Source organism: Arcticibacterium sp. (genome assembly GCF_055134445.1).
Genome location: NZ_JBSRVI010000083.1, coordinates 20128 through 35547, shown reverse-complemented (window position 1 = coordinate 35547; position 15420 = coordinate 20128). Strand labels below are relative to the sequence as shown.

Annotated in this window: 19 protein-coding genes; 11 read left to right on the top strand and 8 right to left on the bottom strand. The window is 38.0% G+C overall.

What is annotated here, in order from left to right:
- Positions 1–67: 67 nt before the first annotated feature.
- Positions 68–1726, bottom strand: coding sequence for a gliding motility-associated ABC transporter substrate-binding protein GldG (gene gldG, locus ACTBZY_RS10650; RefSeq protein WP_463046320.1), 1659 nt, complete (start codon positions 1724–1726; stop codon positions 68–70).
- A gap of 60 nt (positions 1727–1786) precedes the next feature.
- Between gldG and ACTBZY_RS10645 the strand changes: the two genes are divergently transcribed.
- Both ACTBZY_RS10645 and ACTBZY_RS10640 read left to right on the top strand, forming a co-directional pair.
- Positions 1787–2284 carry a cupin domain-containing protein gene (locus tag ACTBZY_RS10645; protein ID WP_463046319.1) on the top strand — a complete coding sequence of 166 codons (498 nt, stop codon included), beginning with the start codon at positions 1787–1789 and terminating at the stop codon, positions 2282–2284.
- 27 nt (positions 2285–2311) lie between these two features.
- Entirely contained in the window at positions 2312–2779 is a 468-nt protein-coding gene (locus tag ACTBZY_RS10640) for a DUF4293 domain-containing protein (RefSeq protein ID WP_463046318.1), read from the top strand.
- Between the two features lie 31 nt (positions 2780–2810).
- Here the strand turns inward: ACTBZY_RS10640 and ACTBZY_RS10635 are convergent, their stop codons facing one another.
- Genes ACTBZY_RS10635 through ACTBZY_RS10625 form a run of 3 tightly spaced genes read right to left on the bottom strand, consistent with a single transcriptional unit; the run spans position 2811 to position 5182 of the window.
- On the bottom strand, positions 2811–3395 hold the full coding sequence (locus ACTBZY_RS10635) for a non-canonical purine NTP diphosphatase (protein ID WP_463046317.1): 585 nt from the start codon (positions 3393–3395) through the stop codon (positions 2811–2813).
- 11 nt (positions 3396–3406) lie between these two features.
- Entirely contained in the window at positions 3407–4480 is a 1074-nt protein-coding gene (prfA, locus tag ACTBZY_RS10630; protein ID WP_463046316.1) for a peptide chain release factor 1, read from the bottom strand.
- Between the two features lie 36 nt (positions 4481–4516).
- A complete protein-coding gene (locus tag ACTBZY_RS10625) occupies positions 4517–5182 on the bottom strand; it encodes a nitroreductase family protein (RefSeq protein WP_463046315.1) in 666 nt (221 codons plus the stop codon).
- Between the two features lie 168 nt (positions 5183–5350).
- Between ACTBZY_RS10625 and ACTBZY_RS10620 the strand changes: the two genes are divergently transcribed.
- From ACTBZY_RS10620 to ACTBZY_RS10610, 3 genes are all read left to right on the top strand, one after another.
- Complete coding sequence (locus ACTBZY_RS10620; protein ID WP_463046314.1) at positions 5351–5827, top strand: hypothetical protein; 477 nt, start codon at positions 5351–5353, stop codon at positions 5825–5827.
- Between the two features lie 120 nt (positions 5828–5947).
- Complete coding sequence (gene moaC, locus ACTBZY_RS10615; RefSeq protein WP_463046313.1) at positions 5948–6439, top strand: cyclic pyranopterin monophosphate synthase MoaC; 492 nt, start codon at positions 5948–5950, stop codon at positions 6437–6439.
- Between the two features lie 2 nt (positions 6440–6441).
- On the top strand, positions 6442–7539 hold the full coding sequence (locus ACTBZY_RS10610) for an NTP transferase domain-containing protein (RefSeq protein ID WP_463046312.1): 1098 nt from the start codon (positions 6442–6444) through the stop codon (positions 7537–7539).
- A gap of 20 nt (positions 7540–7559) precedes the next feature.
- Here the strand turns inward: ACTBZY_RS10610 and ACTBZY_RS10605 are convergent, their stop codons facing one another.
- Positions 7560–7994 carry a molybdenum cofactor biosynthesis protein MoaE gene (locus tag ACTBZY_RS10605; RefSeq protein ID WP_463046311.1) on the bottom strand — a complete coding sequence of 145 codons (435 nt, stop codon included), beginning with the start codon at positions 7992–7994 and terminating at the stop codon, positions 7560–7562.
- A 9-nt stretch (positions 7995–8003) separates the two neighbouring features.
- Entirely contained in the window at positions 8004–8246 is a 243-nt protein-coding gene (locus ACTBZY_RS10600) for a MoaD/ThiS family protein (protein WP_463046310.1), read from the bottom strand.
- Positions 8247–8369: 123 nt separating this feature from the next.
- On the opposite strand from ACTBZY_RS10600, the gene ACTBZY_RS10595 reads away from it, so the two are divergent.
- The gene (locus ACTBZY_RS10595; protein WP_463046309.1) at positions 8370–9458 is read left to right on the top strand and encodes an XdhC family protein; all 1089 of its coding nucleotides are present in this window, start codon (positions 8370–8372) and stop codon (positions 9456–9458) included.
- Positions 9458–10648 (top strand): molybdopterin molybdotransferase MoeA, encoded by a 1191-nt coding sequence (locus tag ACTBZY_RS10590; protein WP_463046308.1) that lies wholly within the window; start codon positions 9458–9460, stop codon positions 10646–10648. Before ACTBZY_RS10595 ends, ACTBZY_RS10590 begins: the two co-directional genes overlap by 1 nt.
- Here ACTBZY_RS10590 and ACTBZY_RS10585 read toward each other — a convergent pair.
- Both ACTBZY_RS10585 and recF read right to left on the bottom strand, forming a co-directional pair.
- On the bottom strand, positions 10645–11205 hold the full coding sequence (locus ACTBZY_RS10585; RefSeq protein WP_463046307.1) for a YqgE/AlgH family protein: 561 nt from the start codon (positions 11203–11205) through the stop codon (positions 10645–10647). The two genes, ACTBZY_RS10590 and ACTBZY_RS10585, sit on opposite strands and share 4 nt — an antisense overlap.
- 16 nt (positions 11206–11221) lie before the next feature.
- Positions 11222–12298, bottom strand: coding sequence for a DNA replication/repair protein RecF (recF, locus tag ACTBZY_RS10580; RefSeq protein ID WP_463046306.1), 1077 nt, complete (start codon positions 12296–12298; stop codon positions 11222–11224).
- Positions 12299–12552: 254 nt separating this feature from the next.
- Here recF and pdhA point away from each other — a divergent pair, with 254 nt between their 5' ends.
- The 4 genes from pdhA (at position 12553) to ACTBZY_RS10560 (ending at position 15389) form a co-directional block, all read left to right on the top strand.
- Positions 12553–13572: a pyruvate dehydrogenase (acetyl-transferring) E1 component subunit alpha gene (pdhA, locus tag ACTBZY_RS10575; RefSeq protein ID WP_463046305.1), complete on the top strand. Its 1020-nt coding sequence runs from the start codon at positions 12553–12555 to the stop codon at positions 13570–13572.
- Positions 13573–13730: 158 nt separating this feature from the next.
- A complete protein-coding gene (locus ACTBZY_RS10570; RefSeq protein ID WP_463046304.1) occupies positions 13731–14432 on the top strand; it encodes a tetratricopeptide repeat protein in 702 nt (233 codons plus the stop codon).
- A 74-nt stretch (positions 14433–14506) separates the two neighbouring features.
- Positions 14507–14986 (top strand): 6,7-dimethyl-8-ribityllumazine synthase, encoded by a 480-nt coding sequence (gene ribH, locus ACTBZY_RS10565; protein WP_463046303.1) that lies wholly within the window; start codon positions 14507–14509, stop codon positions 14984–14986.
- 40 nt (positions 14987–15026) lie between these two features.
- Positions 15027–15389 carry a four helix bundle protein gene (locus ACTBZY_RS10560; RefSeq protein ID WP_463046302.1) on the top strand — a complete coding sequence of 121 codons (363 nt, stop codon included), beginning with the start codon at positions 15027–15029 and terminating at the stop codon, positions 15387–15389.
- Positions 15390–15420 lie beyond the last annotated feature (31 nt).

Below are 15420 nucleotides of genomic sequence, written 5' to 3'. Positions count from 1 at the left end.
AATTAGGCAAAGTTACTCAAATTGAAAGAAACTTGGCCTTTCTTATTACTTTTTAATGACTTAGAAATTAACGTGCATATTTCCGCTTCCAGAAGAGCTCTCTTAGTAAGCCGAAGATAATTATCAAAACCGAAGGTATAAGAAGATTAACTAACTGTATTTCTGATCTATTATCCCTGGTTTTAATAGCATCCAGTGGCCTTAATTTTACCTCCTTGCCCCGAGCATTTATTACACCATTTTCGTCTACCAAATAATCAATAGCGTTCATTAGAAAATCCTTATTACCAAAAGTATGTTTACTAAGCTTATCATAACCTAAAGGAAATGGTTCACCAGAACGTCTTTCAATTTCATTTACAACTAGATCTCCATCCGAACAAACAATCATCTTGGTGGGCTCACTGACGCTTTTAAAGCTTTCACTCCTTTCGTCGGACTCCAAAATCCTGTTTTCATAAAGAGATGTAAAGGTGCCTTCTAATAAATAGGCAATAGATTTCTCTCCACTATTATACTCTTGTTGATCTGTATCTGTTCGAGCGTCATTATAAGTAATAAGGGCTGGAGCGTTTAAAATTTTGGTATATGCCGATGTTTTTAACAATGATGTTTTGACTATTCCTGAACTACGAACCGTGTCAATAGAAGATGCAAATTTGGTCACCACTAAATCTAGATTTTTGGTAATAAGACTTTTCCCAAAGTTATTGATCAATGGAAAAAAACGATATGGAATAGGCTGGATGTTAGGTTTGTTGCCCATATTTCCTACTACCAATGGAACCATAGCGGCACTGCCTCCATCTTTTATCATGTCATAGTTTAACCTAAGGCCATATTTGAAAAACAAATCCTGAAGGTTACTTTCAAAAGGTTGAGCAAAACTCCCTTCCAAACCCACCGAATCTACTTTCAAACCATCCACAAAGAAAAGTGTCTTTCCACCATACATCACATATTGATCAATCTTGTATTTTGTAGAATCATTTATAGGTCTGTCTGGTTTTGGTAAAATCAAGGCATCCAAACCTAAGAAAGACTCCGAAGTGGCTGCATCCACAAAATACAAATCGTAATACTCTTGAAGACTACTTATTAAACCGGCAAAATTCATAGGAGCCAAACTCGTAAACTCAGTTAACAAACCTATCTTCTTTTTTTCTTTCAATGTTAGTTTCCTAAAAGCCGATGCAAAGGAGTATTCTAGGTTTTCATAAGACTGGTTTAGCTTTTGTTCTGCTGATAAGGCCTGATTTCCCTGTAAAAGAAGAACTCCCTGCTGATTTCCCTGGTAAGAAACAAGAGCATAAGGAAAGACCATGGTCTCTGTTTTTCTACCTCCCTTAGTATCAAAAACATTGGTAGGTTGAACCCCTTTGCTATAAAGCGAGTCAATCAAAGCATTTTTCTGAGCAGGATCTCCAATAGAATTGGGGTCAAAAAAACTAAAAGAAACATTTGCTCCGCCATAGTTTTTAAACTCATCAAGCGTTTCCTCTACTGCTTGTTTTAATCTTTCAAAACCACCGGGTAAGTCACTCCCATCCAAAAGTACCTGTATCTCAATAGGCTCATCAAGGTTGCGGACTATATTCTTACTGGCCTCAGAAATACTGTACCTTTTCTCCTCCGTTAAATCCTTTCTAAAAAAGAAAAAGACAGAAATGAGATTGACCAAAACTAGAAGAACAGGAAAAATAAAAGACCTAAAGGTTTTATTCATGAAAGCAATTGCGAGAAATTTGACACAAAAATTACATTATTTTTGAACAAAAACGAATAAATGTTAAACGCAGCATACTGGATTAGAAAATTAGATCTCATTTCTCACCCAGAAGGTGGTTTTTACAAGGAAACTTACAGATCTGATGAAGATGCTGTTTTTGAAATGGCGGGCACTAAAAAGAAAAGAAACTATTCCACTGCCATATATTTTTTAATGGAAAAGGGAAACTTCTCTGCCTTTCATAAAATCCAATCTGATGAACTCTGGCATTTTTATGCTGGCGACCCTTTAGAAATTTTTCATATAGATTTTGACGGAAACCTCATTAAAACAGTTTTAGGGTCTAATCCTGAAAAAGGAGAAGTGTTCCAAGCATGCATCCCTGCTCATGTCTGGTTTGCCTCCAGACCACAGCATGGTTCAGAATATGCATTGGTGGGCTGTACAGTCTCACCCGGATTTGATTTTAATGACTTCCAAATGGCCATAAGAGCCGAATTAGCACAAGAATTTCCATATCATAAACAAATTATTGAAGAGCTTACAAGAGAATAAATATCTTTGCAAAAAATTTTGACTTTTATGCTTCAAAGAATTCAATCTGTTTTACTTCTCCTTTCTGCCGCAGGCCTTGGCATCTTTTTGTCTAACAACATTTGGTCAAGCCAAACAGCTTCTGGAGAAATTATAGTAAACGCTTATCATATTTTAGCCACTAAGGGGAGCTTGGCTTCTTACAGTAAGGATATTTTCTATGTAGCCGTAATGGCTGGAATCGCCATAGTTTTGGCCATTTTCACCATATTCCAGTTTAGAAACAGAGTGAGGCAGATGCTTTTTGTAGCGTTAAACTCGCTTCTAATTGGGGCTGCAGTAGCTGTTAGTATTTACCATGTAAAAAATGACGCCATGACCTTAGAAGGTGCTGGCGAAGGTACTTTTGAGATTGGTCTTTATGCTGGTTTTGCTTCTTTAGCCTTAAACTGGCTGGCGAATAGATTCATCAAAAAAGATGATAAGCTCGTAAAAAGTGCGGATAGAATGAGGTAGTCTATTTCAGATATTTCTGAAGAATAAGCTACTACCCTTTCATTTTTATGAATCCAATAAGTTTCTGAATGGCTCTGCCTCTATGACTTATTGGATTTTTTTGTTCCATTGTCATTTCTGCAAAAGTGGTTTCATAGCCATTTGGAATAAAAATTGGGTCATAGCCAAAGCCCTGAGATCCTCTTTTTTGTGCTATAATTTGACCTTCCACCGTACCGTCAAACATTTCCACCACTCCATCTAAAATAAGCGTGATAACCGTTCTAAACCTCGCCGTTCTATCGCTTTTTCCTTTTAGATTTTCCAGCAATTTGTCCATGTTTTTCTCATGGTTACCATGCTCTCCGGCATATCTTGCAGAATAAACACCTGGCTCTCCGTTAAGGGCATCTACCTCTAAACCGGAGTCGTCTGCCACACAGTTTAAACCATAGGTATTAAAAACATACTGTGCCTTTATCAAGGAATTTCCAGCCATAGAATTGGCGGTCTCTTCTATTTCCTCAAAACACCCTATTTCTTTAAGTGTTTTAACTTCAAAAGTATCTCCTAAAAGGCTCTTTAGCTCGTCTATTTTGTGTGCGTTATTGCTCGCTAAGCAAATTACTGTTTTCATAATTTTTATCCTTACTGAACCCCTTCTTGCATTCTTTCGGCGTTCTCTGCTATTCTAAGCTGCTCCATAAACTCTCCTACTTCTCCATCCATTACGGCAGGTAAATTATACACTGTAAAACCTATTCTGTGATCTGTGACACGGCTTTGAGGATAATTATATGTCCTAATCTTATCCGATCTGTCTCCACTACCCACCAACGACTTCCTCTCAGAACTGACGGCATCATTGTGCTTTTTAAGCTCAGCCTCATAAAGCCTAGACCTAAGAACCGTAAGGGCTTTTGCATAGTTAGCATGCTGCGACCTACCATCTTGACATTCCACCACCGTATTGGTCGGTAAGTGCGTAAGTCTTACAGCAGATTCCGTTTTATTCACGTGCTGCCCTCCTGCTCCAGATGCTCGATAAGTATCTTTTTTGATGTCTGTCTTATTTAAAACAAAATCAACTTCATCTGCCTCTGGCAAAACGGCTACCGAAGCTGCAGAAGTGTGAACACGCCCTTGAGATTCTGTAGCTGGTACCCGCTGTACCCTGTGAACACCAGATTCAAACTTCATCCTACCATAAACATCCTCTCCCTCTATCTCGGAAATGATTTCCTTAAAACCACCAGACGTTCCATGGTTCACATCCATGATAGTCATTTTCCAGCCACTTTGGTTTTCCACAAAACGCTCATACATTCTGAAAAGATCTCCCGCAAAAATAGAGGCTTCGTCACCTCCTGCTCCTGCTCTAATTTCCAAAATCACATTTTTAGCATCATTCGGGTCTCTTGGAATAAGCATTTCTTTCAAAATAACCTCCATTTCCTCCTTACTTGGCTCTAACTCGTCAAGCTCCTCCTTCGCCATTTCTCTTAGCTCCTCATCCTTCTCGTTATTCAGGATTTCTTTAGCTCCTGAGATATTTGCCAAAACCTCTTTATAGGCATTAAACTGATTAACAATTTTTTCAAGATCCTTATATTCCTTACTAATCTTCTTAAACTTGGCCATATCGGATACCACCTCAGGCATCCCTATTTGCTGAGAAACTTCATGAAAACGTTCCTTTATAGCCTCTAACTGTTCTAACATATTTTTCTATTCAGATCGCAAATTTACGACGATTTTTCAGTACCAAGCTATTACCTCCGCTTCTTGCTTTTTAAGAATATCTGGCACTTTGGCTCCTTTCTTCGGAAAACCCACCGGTAAAAGCAAAAAAGGACGTTCATTTTCTGGCCTTTTAAGAATGTTTGATAAAAAACTCATTGGGCTGGGGGTATGGCTCAAAGTAACCAAACCCGCTTGATGAATGGCAGAAATCAAAAAACCACATGCTATTCCCACGCTTTCATTGACGTAGTAATGCTGAATTTTGTGGCCAGAGTCACCTAAACCATAAGATTGCTTAAATACCACAATGAGCCAAGGTGCGTCTTCTAGAAATGGCTTCTGCCAATCTGTGCCCAAAGGCCTTAAATCTTCAAGCCATGTTTCACTCATTCTACCATGATAACTTTCATACTCTTCTTTTTCTGCGGCCTTTCTTATTTCAGCTTTTATACTTGGACTCTGAATGGCACAAAAAGTCCATGGTTGTTTATTTGCTCCACTAGGTGCCGAAGCGGCTGCCATTATAATATTTTCAATGACCTCCTTTGAAACCGGCTCGCCAGAAAAGTCTCTAATAGACCTCCGCTTGATAATTTCTGACCTATTTTCATGACTTTTCTTAAGAACTTCTTCTTCTGGAATTGCCCTAAACTCGAATAACATGTGCTTTTCAGTATTCATTTTATCTTTTTCTTCCGTAAAATAAAATTCTAGTATAAATTTGAATATTAGATGGGATACAAATTACCATTTTTACGGTACTTTGTAATAAGTTTTCGAAACGCAACTAACGTTTTTGAAGTGATACAGTCGCTAAATAAATTGTAATAATTTAAAACATTTCCATTAATGAAAAAATCAGTAGTTTTAACTCTAGCAGTCATTCTAATTGCCTCCTTTTCTAGTTTCTCACAGGGCTTTGATAAGGGTGTAAGTAATGTAAACCTAGGTCTTAACCTTGGCTGGGGAATTGGTGTTCAAGGTAGTTATGATGTTGGAATTACAGAACGCATTAGCATTGGAGCTGGTGCATCTTTTAATACAGGTTATTGGGGATACAATTCCTTTGCTATTGGTGGAAGAGGAGCTTATCACTTTGGTGCTCACTTCAACGATTGGTTTAACTTTGACGATTCTAAATCTGACCCATATGTTGGTGCTACTTTAGGTTTCAGAGGAATTAATGGCAACGGAACTCGTGTCTTAAGCAATGGTGCATTTTTCGGAGGAATGGTAGGTTATAGATATGGCCTGTCTGACAAATTCGGCGTTTATGCAGAAGCAGGTTCTCCTTACTCTTCTGTAGGTATTACTTTTAAACTTTAAGTTTTCGGGCTAAAGCCCACATATTTTTACAAATGGCTTTCTCAATATTTTTGAGAGAGCCATTTTTGTTTAATAGCCCTCCAGAACAATATTTCAAATAGCTGTCTCTATCTTTGAAGCATGAGCACTGAAAATTTCACGCATATAGATCCCCATGGCAACCCTTCTATGGTGGATGTAGGGGATAAGCCCGTTACCAAAAGAATTGCCAAAGCCAGAAGCATTGTGGTTTTGGATAAGGAAATAATGGACAAACTCAATAATGAGGAAATTCATACCAAGAAAGGTCCCGTTTTTCAAACGGCTATCATTGCCGGCGTAATGGCCGCAAAAAAAACGGGTGAGCTTATACCGCTTTGTCATCCGCTTGGTTTGGAAAACTGTCAGGTAGAAATTAGCGTTAACACAAATAACGAAGTAGAGATTATTTGCACCGTTTCATTAACAGGGAAAACGGGCATAGAGATGGAAGCTTTGACAGGTGCCAGCGTAGCCGCCCTCACTATATATGATATGTGTAAGGCCTTTTCTCATCATATTATCATCAAAGAAACTCGCCTTATTGCTAAAAGTGGTGGGAAAAGAGATTTTGATTTGACCACCGCTAAATAGATATGAAAAAACATCAAAAACATGCCAAGCTGATTAAACCAGAAATAGGAAATTTCGGGAGAAATGAATTTGCTCTCGTAGGTGCTCCATGTGGATTAATTCAAGAAACGGCTCAGAAAATATTAGCAAACTTTCCAGAAAATAATTGTACCTATTTAGATGCCGATCATGCTTTTGGCGATAGTGAAATTCCTAACTTAAAGTCGAATGAGCTTATAGACAAAATCAAATTCTTTAGACTAGACAAAGTCTCAATGAATGATTTTGACAAAAAAGTAGCCCTAAACAACCAAGACTTAATTTTAGTCAACGGAAATCATTTTGAAGCCCAAAAGCAATTCGTCTTTATTCACTCAAAAAAGGAAGAATCGCTTAAAAAACGCCTCCCACAGCTTTCAAACGTAGTGGCCTATATCCTTTGCGAAGATATATCAAAACCCTTTAATTGGCTTTTAGAAAAACTGGGTGAGAAACCGACGTTTTCTGTTGAAAACATAGCTGAAATATCGCAAAAAATAAAAGGTTCTATCTCATCGCCTCTCGTAAAGGGATTGATCTTAGCTGGCGGAAAAAGCCAGAGAATGGGAAGTGACAAAGGACAAATAAACTATCACGGTGTGAGCCAGATTGATTTCCTTTTAGCAGAATTCAAAAGTTTAAATGTGGAGCCCTTTGTTTCTTGTAGACCAGATCAATACGAAGAGCATCACAGAATTACCGATAAATTTGATGGATTAGGACCCTATGGAGCTATACTCTCCGCTTTTCAGGCCGATCCAAATGCGGCTTGGTTGGTTTCTGCCTGTGATCTGCCTTTGGTAAACGCTGCGGTTTTTAATACACTCCTAAAAGAACGAGACCCTTCTAAATTGGCTACCTGTTTTTACAATCCAGAAACAGGCTTCCCAGACCCACTCATTACACTTTGGGAGCCTTATGGCTATATGAGGATGCTAGAATTTCTAGCACTTGGCTACTCTTGTCCAAGAAAAGTTTTGATAAATAGTGATGTGAAATTGATTCAAGCTGAACATCCTGAAATTCTTAAAAACGTAAATACGCCAGAGGAAAGGGATGAATACCTTTCGGGAAAAAGTTAAATGCTTAATGGCATTTTAAATCAGGGTGTAGCACTTACCCAAACTTCTCCATCTTCAAAATATTCCTTTTTCCAAATAGGAACGGTTTCTTTGAGGGTGTCTATAGCAAATTGACAAGCTTCAAAAGCTGCTTTTCTATGGGCAGAAGATACCGAAATAATAACGGGTATCTCCCCAATTTTCAAAATGCCAATTCTATGATGAATAGCAATCTTTTCTAATCCAAACTTCTCCAATGCGATCTCCGCTATTTTTCGCATTTCAGAAATTGCCATAGGCCCATAGGCTTCAAAATCTAGACGATATACCGTCTTTCCTTTCGTATTATTTCTTACAGTACCTACAAAGTGGGCTATTCCGCCCACCTTAGCTTCAGACACAAAAGTTTGACAAGCGTCTAGCGAAAGCAGCTCATCCGTTAAAGCAATATCAATATTTGACGTGTTATCATTCATTTTCTTAAATCAACCTCCACTCACTGGTGGAATTAAAACCACTTCGTCCCTTTCTGTAAGTACTAAATTGCCATCACCATACTCTTCATTCACCGCTATTCTTAAGGAAATTAGTTTTGAAAAACTTGGATAATCTTTAATCAATTTTGCTTTAAGTATATCCACGGTGCTTCCATCGGCTAGTTCCACTTCTTTTTCAAAGCCCCCTAGAATTTCCTTGGTGATTCCAAAACACAATATTTTTACTTTCATACCTAAACTTTCGTATAAAACCGTTGAACCACTACAAAAGTGCAACATATATTCAAAATAGCATTACTCTTTTGAGTTATCGAAGCCTACATTTGTTAAAATTCATTGCCTATTTTTGATTTGATGAAAGAGATTAGAAGCATTCTAAAAACCTATGCCGAAAAAGAACCTGAGGAGAAGGTGGCACTCGCCACAGTGGTGCGGGTAGAAGGATCATCTTACAGAAGAATGGGAGCCAGAATGTTGGTTTCAGAAAATGGAACTTGGATAGGAGGAATTAGTGGTGGCTGCTTAGAAGGTGATGCCCTAAAGCGAGCGAGAATGGCCATTTTAAAAGATCGTGCCTCCGTAATTACTTATGACACCTCCACCGACGACGACCACCAAATAGGCGTTGGCCTAGGCTGCAATGGCATCATTGATGTTCTCTTTACCCCGATTGACGAACAAGACCCTTCCAACGCTATTTCGGTACTCCAAGCCACAAACCAGACACCCAGAAAAATCCGTAAATTAATTTCTGTCACCTCTACCGAAGACAAAAAGCTCCTTGGAAAACTCTTGGAGTTTACGGGACTGGAGCGTTTGACAAGTTTGGAGGATTACGCCAATATTGAGAAACTGGATAGCCTTATAGAAAACCTAGATAAGTCAAAAAATATAGTGCTCAATGAGCAACTTACACTGTTTGTTGAGGTGGTTCCACCCGCTTTACAAATTCTACTTTTCGGACATCAGTATGATTTATATCCCCTTATCAAACAGATAAAAGAACTAGGCTGGGATTATACGGTCATTGCACCACCTGCTAAGGTCAGAGATGAAAACGTATTGGCTCCTGAAAATATGAATGAACTGGTTTTTGATGAATTCACCGCAGCCATTTTAATGTCACACTCCTTAAGTACCGACAAAGAAAACCTCCTTAAGTTATCAAAGCGAAAACTTAAATATATAGGGATGCTAGGCCCAAAAGTACGTTCTGAACGAATTTTAAAAGAATTGGCAGAAGAAGGAAATCAAGTATCTGAAGAACTTTTGAAACAAATTTACGCCCCGACAGGTCTAGACATCGGAGCTACCAATCCTGAGGAAATAGCCCTTTCTATATTAGCAGAAATAAAAACGGTCTTTTCTGAAAGAACGGGACTACATTTAAGAGAAAGACAAAGTCCTATTCACATGCGTGATCAACCTATGAATTTCAACTAATGGATTTTATTACCGTAGAAAAAGCCAGTCAAATTGTTTTAGAACATACTTCCAATTTTGGAGTTGAAAGTATCCATTTTACGGCCTCAAAAGGAAGAGTATTGGCAGAAGAAATAACAGCAGATAGAGACTTCCCTCCTTTTGACAGGGTAACCATGGATGGTATTGCTATTCAAGGAAAATCCTACAAAAATGGCCAAAGGGCTTTTAATATAGAAGGCATTCAATATGCCGGAGAGGCACAGAAGACATTGGAGAACCCAAATTCTTGTTTAGAAATAATGACTGGGGCTTCCTTGCCAAAAAACACAGACTCTGTCATCAGGTATGAAGATGTGAACATAAAAAATGGGATAGCCACCTTAATTGATGACCTAGCCATGTTTAAAAACGTGCATAAAAAAGGGCATGACAGAAAAAGAGACGATGTTTTAATACCTAAAGGACATCATCTAAAGAGTGCCGATCTGGCTGTTTTAGCCACTACAGGAAAGCAGCATGTCAAAGTAAACAGGCTACCGAAGATTGCCATCATTACCTCAGGGGATGAGCTCGTGGAAGTCAATGAAGTTCCCGAAAGCCATCAAATTAGAAAATCAAATACCTACGCTATTTCCTCTTTAATAGGGCCTTTTGTTTCGGAAATTAACCAGTTTCACCTCAAAGATGAACTTCAGGAAAGCATTGATATGCTACTTATAATCTGTGATAAGTATGACGCCATCATATTGTCTGGAGGAGTTTCCGCGGGAAAAAAAGACTTTTTCCCGCAAGCCTTGGAAGCTATAGGGGCAGAAAAACTATTTCATAAAATTCAACAAAGACCGGGTAAGCCCATGTGGTTCGGCAAAAAGGGAAAAACTATAGTTTTTGCACTTCCTGGAAATCCTGTTTCTTCGTTTATGTGTGCCGTAAGATATGTTTTGCCTTGGCTTCAGAAATCAATCGGTATCAAAATAGAAAACGAAATGGCCTTTTTGGCTCAAAAAGTAAACTTCAAACCAAGCTTAGGCTATTTTTTACAAGTAAAACTTGAAAACGAAAAAGGAATACTGAAAGCCATTCCAATAGAAGGTGGCGGCTCAGGAGACTTGGCTAATTTAAGTTTAAGCGATGCTTTTTTAGAAATCCCAAACCAAGAAACCACGTCTTTTGATAAGGGAAGCATCTTCCCTGTTTGGCGGTTTTAATTTAACCTTGGGTCTGTAGGATAGTTACTCATAACCTTATAAGAACCACCCATATTTCTAAGCACTTTTCTCCAAAATTCATCTGGCGATGCATCAAAAAGAAGGTTCGTGTCTGTTTCAGAGATTATCCATGAATTCTTTTTCATTTCTGCCTCCAACTGACCATCGCCCCAACCTGAATAGCCTATAAAAAATCGAATATCTTTCTCTTGAACTTTACCAAGATTTAGCAAGCCCTTTAAGATTTCAAAGTCTCCAGACCAAAACAAGCCATTACCTAAGGGAACACTTTCTGGCACCAATTCTCCAAGCCTATGAATATAATGAAGCGTGCTATGTTCTACAGGTCCTCCCACATATAAAGGAAGATCAGAATAGCAATCTTCCACGGCTTCGTGTAAGGTAATATTAGAACGCTGGTTCAAGACCAAGCCAAAGGACCCCTGAACGTTATGCTCGCATAAAAGAATAACGCTACGCTCAAAGTTAGGATCCCCTAGAAAAGGTTCTGCAACAAGTAAACAACCGGAAGTGGGCTCTAATAAGGATTCTGACATATAGCAAACATAAGCTTTAGAGCTTAATATACTTCACCTCTGCCCTAACATTTTCTAAAATCCTTTTTGTTCTTTCTGGTCTGGCATCGGTGATAAAAACCTGACCAAAAGTATCATTGTCAATCTTTTCAATCAGTTTTTGAATTCTGCGGTCATCCAATTTATCGAAGATATCGTCTAACAAAAGAAGCGGTTTTACCTTTTTTTGTATTTCCAATAAATCAAACTGAGCTAGCCTTACCGAAAGTATAAAAGACTTTTTTTGACCTTGAGAACCAAATTTTTTGGCCGGCAAGCCATCCAGTTGAAAAAGATATTCATCTTTATGGACACCCATGGTGGTTCTTTGAGCCAACCTATCTCTCTGTTCGTTTTTTTTGAATTTTGCGGCGAAGCCTTCTAAAACCTCTGTTTGGTAAGAAATACTGATTCTTTCTTTACCTCCACTAATTTCTTGATAGTGTTTGATTATTTCTGGCTCAAATGTTTCTAAAAATTGGGCTCTTTTTTGGGCAATCTCAACAGCCAAAGACACCAATGGCTGTGAATAACTATCCAACATTTGCTGATCAAAATATTCCCTTTCACCAAATTGCTTCAATAAACTGTTTCGCTGATCCATCAGTCTATTGTACTTCTGGTAGGACTTTAGATATTCCACATCAAACTGTGATATAATTCCGTCAAACAGCTTCCGACGTGTATCACTGGCGTCACGAATCATGTCTGTATCATCTGGAGCAATAAGCACCACAGGATATTTGCCAATATGCTCCGTGAGTCTATCATAAGGTACTTTATCTGCCAGAAGCGATTTCTTTTGACCTTTCTGAACAGACAACGTAATATTTTCTGTGCCTTTCTCCGTTACAAAATTACCATCAATAACCATCATAAGCTCATCATGTGTTACGCTTAGTTGGTCTTGTTTTTGGATGGAGCTTTTGGTCAAAGCCAAAAAGTATACGGCATCAATAAGATTCGTTTTACCTTCCCCATTTTCTCCCACAATACAATTTACCCTTTCCGAAAATTGGAATTGAGCGTCGGTATGGTTTCTAAAATTGAAGAGTCTTATTGACTTTAAATACATTTTCTTTGTGCTAATAGGGGCAAATTTGACCAAACAAATGACAATAGCCAAACCATATTTGACTTTGAAAGTCCTATAGAATCAATTTGCTAAGTACAAATTCTCCTTTTTCTTAATTCTCTTGGAGAGATTTAAAGGATATTTTTCTTCTATAAACCTTTAATAACTATTTTTGCTCTCCTTTAAAAAAGGATATCTATTTCGATAGGGATATTTGATTTTGATTTTTTAGAGCTAAGAAAAGTAATAAATATATGGCAGCTACAAAGAAAAAAGAAGCAGCGAAAACTAAATACTCCAAAGAGCAATACCTGTATTGGTATGAATCAATGATGCTTCAGCGTAAGTTTGAAGAAAAAGCAGGTCAATTGTACGGTCAGCAAAAAATTCGTGGATTCTGTCACCTTTATATAGGTCAAGAAGCTTGTTCTTCTGGTGCAGTTTCTGCTCTTGAAAAAGGCGATAAATACATCACTTCTTATAGAGATCATGGACAGCCACTGGCATTGGGTACAAGCCCTAATGCTATCATGGCAGAGCTTTTTGGTAAAGTTACAGGTACCACGAAAGGTAAAGGAGGCTCAATGCACATTTTTGATAAAGAAGTGGGTTTTGTGGGTGGTCACGGTATTGTGGGTGCTCAGATTCCTGTAGGTGCTGGAATTGGTTTTGCAGAAAAATATAAAGGAACTAAAAACCTTTGTATCTGCTATATGGGTGATGGTGCTGTACGTCAAGGAGCTTTTCACGAAGCCTTTAACCTAGCCATGACTTGGAAAATCCCTGTGATTTTTGTAGTGGAAAACAACGGATACGCTATGGGTACTTCTGTAGAAAGAAGCTCAAACGTAAAAGACCTTTACACTTTGGCAGAAGCCTATGACATGCCTGCAGAGCCTGTAGACGCCATGGATGTGGAAGCCGTTCACGAATCAGTAAGCAGAGCAGCAGAAAGAGCAAGAAAAGGAGATGGCCCAACTTACTTAGAGTTTAAAACTTATCGTTTCAGAGGTCACTCTATGTCTGACCCTCAGAAATACAGAACGAAGGAAGAAGTAGCAGAATGGAAGTCTCGTGACCCAATCGAGATGACTAAAGAGCGTATTCTTTCTGGTAAAATTGCTACCGAAGAAGAATTAGCCGCTATCGATAGTAAAATAAAAGGTCAGGTGGCGGAATCTGTGAAATTTGCAGAAGAATCTCCTTACCCAGATGCTTCAGATGCCTTTAAAGACATATATGTACAAGAAGATTATCCATTTTTAATGGAATAATTTATTCTAAAATCTATTGGAAAAGGCACTTAGGTGCCTTTTCTTTTGATATTCAGCGTAGTTATAAAAAGCATTTAATACATTTTGAGCAAAGGAATGATTGAAATAGAAATCATTTAACTAAATTTGCACCTCGAAAATTTAAGCGAAAGCATCAGATGGCAAAAAAGAAAGACGACAAGTCAGGTATTGAGATTCTAGAAAGTGCAGAGGCCCTTCAGAAAGAATTTAGCAAAGCTGAAAGCTTCTTTGAAAAAAATAAGAACCTGTTCGGAATTATTGGTGGAGTAGTGATAGTTATTGCTCTAGCGATAGTTGGCTATAACTATTGGATGAAACAACAGACTGCGGAAACACAGACTGCTATGTTTGATTCTGTTTATTATTTTGAAGCAGATTCTTTAGATCTTGCTCTTCAAGGAACAGGAGGTAACGCGGGTCTTTTAGAAATAACAGAAAAGTATGGCTCTACTCCAGCAGGCAACTTGGCTAAATATTATGTAGGCGTGACTTACATGAAACAAGGTAAATTTGATGATGCTATATCTTATCTAAAAGATTTTAGTGCTAGTGATTTAGTGATTCAAGGAAAAACATACGCCTTGATTGGTGATGCATACCTTGAAAAAGGAGATACTGATGAAGCCATTTCTTATTATCAAAAAGCGGCTGACTATAAAGTTAATAAAGAGATTACCCCAGGATACCTTATGAAGTTGGCTACAGCCTACGAGGTGGCTGGTGATAAAAAGGGTGCGATGAAGGCTTACTCGGAGATTATGGAAAAATATCCAATGTCTACTAACGTTTTAGCTGCTACCAAGTATAAGACGAAATTAGAAACTGAGGCTGGTAACTAACCCAAGCATAATAATATTTATAAGGGGTAAGCCAGCAGGTTTATCCCTTTTTTTATAAATCAATTTTTAGAAAAATGAGCTCAGCACATAAAAACCTTTCTGTTTATAACACCGATGGTATTATAGATATTTCTAATAAGAAGTTTGCGGTAGTCGTGGCAGAATGGAATGAAGAAATTACTGGTGCTTTATACCAAGGCGTTTTTGACACCCTACTTAAACATGGTGCCCAGAAGGAGAATATCATTAAAGTGGATGTTCCTGGTAGTTATGAACTAAGCTATGGTGCTCAGGTTTTTGCCGCGAAAGAAAACATTGACGCCGTAATAGCCATAGGATGTGTTATTCAGGGAGAAACAAAACATAACGATTATATCAATAACGCCGTAGCTCAAGGGCTTACCACCGTTAGTTTGAAATATAACAAGCCTGTGATTTTTGGGGTTTTAACACCAAACACGCATCAGCAAGCGGTAGATAGGGCAGGAGGAATTCATGGCAACAAAGGAGACGAAGCCGCGATTACGGCAGTGAAGATGTTGAGTTTGAAATGAGATAAAAGTGATTTTGGATTGCGGATTTAAATAATTATTTATGAATCAAAATGTTCTAAAAGACCGGTTTAAAAAATGGGCTATTAGCACGATTCATTTTCTTAGAAAACTACCAAGTAATCCTGAATTCAAAGTGGTACGATATCAATTAATAAAAAGTTCTAGTTCTTCTGCGGCTAATTATCGAGCAGCTTGTAGAGGAAAATCAACGGCTGATTTTGTCAACAAATTAAAGATCGTTGAAGAGGAGTTAGATGAAAGTTTATTTTGGTTTGAATTTATTGAAGGTATTTCTAATGATTTTAATTTAGAAATTCAGCCACTGTATAAAGAAGGTGATGAGCTTCTTTCTATAATTGTGGCTTCAATAAAAACTATCAATTCAAAAAATCAGAAATCTTAAATCCCAAATCAGAAATTATTCAATACAGTTA

Excerpts from the sequence above, each read along its gene's own strand:
- ACTBZY_RS10610 (WP_463046312.1), top strand. The coding sequence starts at position 6,442 with ATGAAAAAACATCAAAAACATGCCAAGCTGATTAAACCAGAAATAGGA.
- prfA (WP_463046316.1), bottom strand. The coding sequence starts at position 4,480 with ATGTTAGAACAGTTAGAGGCTATAAAGGAACGTTTTCATGAAGTTTCT.
- ribH (WP_463046303.1), top strand. The coding sequence starts at position 14,507 with ATGAGCTCAGCACATAAAAACCTTTCTGTTTATAACACCGATGGTATT.
- gldG (WP_463046320.1), bottom strand. The coding sequence starts at position 1,726 with ATGAATAAAACCTTTAGGTCTTTTATTTTTCCTGTTCTTCTAGTTTTG.
- ACTBZY_RS10590 (WP_463046308.1), top strand. The coding sequence starts at position 9,458 with ATGGATTTTATTACCGTAGAAAAAGCCAGTCAAATTGTTTTAGAACAT.
- ACTBZY_RS10570 (WP_463046304.1), top strand. The coding sequence starts at position 13,731 with ATGGCAAAAAAGAAAGACGACAAGTCAGGTATTGAGATTCTAGAAAGT.
- moaC (WP_463046313.1), top strand. The coding sequence starts at position 5,948 with ATGAGCACTGAAAATTTCACGCATATAGATCCCCATGGCAACCCTTCT.
- ACTBZY_RS10625 (WP_463046315.1), bottom strand. The coding sequence starts at position 5,182 with ATGAATACTGAAAAGCACATGTTATTCGAGTTTAGGGCAATTCCAGAA.
- ACTBZY_RS10560 (WP_463046302.1), top strand. The coding sequence starts at position 15,027 with ATGAATCAAAATGTTCTAAAAGACCGGTTTAAAAAATGGGCTATTAGC.
- recF (WP_463046306.1), bottom strand. The coding sequence starts at position 12,298 with ATGTATTTAAAGTCAATAAGACTCTTCAATTTTAGAAACCATACCGAC.
- ACTBZY_RS10605 (WP_463046311.1), bottom strand. The coding sequence starts at position 7,994 with ATGAATGATAACACGTCAAATATTGATATTGCTTTAACGGATGAGCTG.
- pdhA (WP_463046305.1), top strand. The coding sequence starts at position 12,553 with ATGGCAGCTACAAAGAAAAAAGAAGCAGCGAAAACTAAATACTCCAAA.
- ACTBZY_RS10595 (WP_463046309.1), top strand. The coding sequence starts at position 8,370 with ATGAAAGAGATTAGAAGCATTCTAAAAACCTATGCCGAAAAAGAACCT.
- ACTBZY_RS10600 (WP_463046310.1), bottom strand. The coding sequence starts at position 8,246 with ATGAAAGTAAAAATATTGTGTTTTGGAATCACCAAGGAAATTCTAGGG.
- ACTBZY_RS10645 (WP_463046319.1), top strand. The coding sequence starts at position 1,787 with ATGTTAAACGCAGCATACTGGATTAGAAAATTAGATCTCATTTCTCAC.
- ACTBZY_RS10635 (WP_463046317.1), bottom strand. The coding sequence starts at position 3,395 with ATGAAAACAGTAATTTGCTTAGCGAGCAATAACGCACACAAAATAGAC.
- ACTBZY_RS10585 (WP_463046307.1), bottom strand. The coding sequence starts at position 11,205 with ATGTCAGAATCCTTATTAGAGCCCACTTCCGGTTGTTTACTTGTTGCA.
- ACTBZY_RS10640 (WP_463046318.1), top strand. The coding sequence starts at position 2,312 with ATGCTTCAAAGAATTCAATCTGTTTTACTTCTCCTTTCTGCCGCAGGC.
- ACTBZY_RS10620 (WP_463046314.1), top strand. The coding sequence starts at position 5,351 with ATGAAAAAATCAGTAGTTTTAACTCTAGCAGTCATTCTAATTGCCTCC.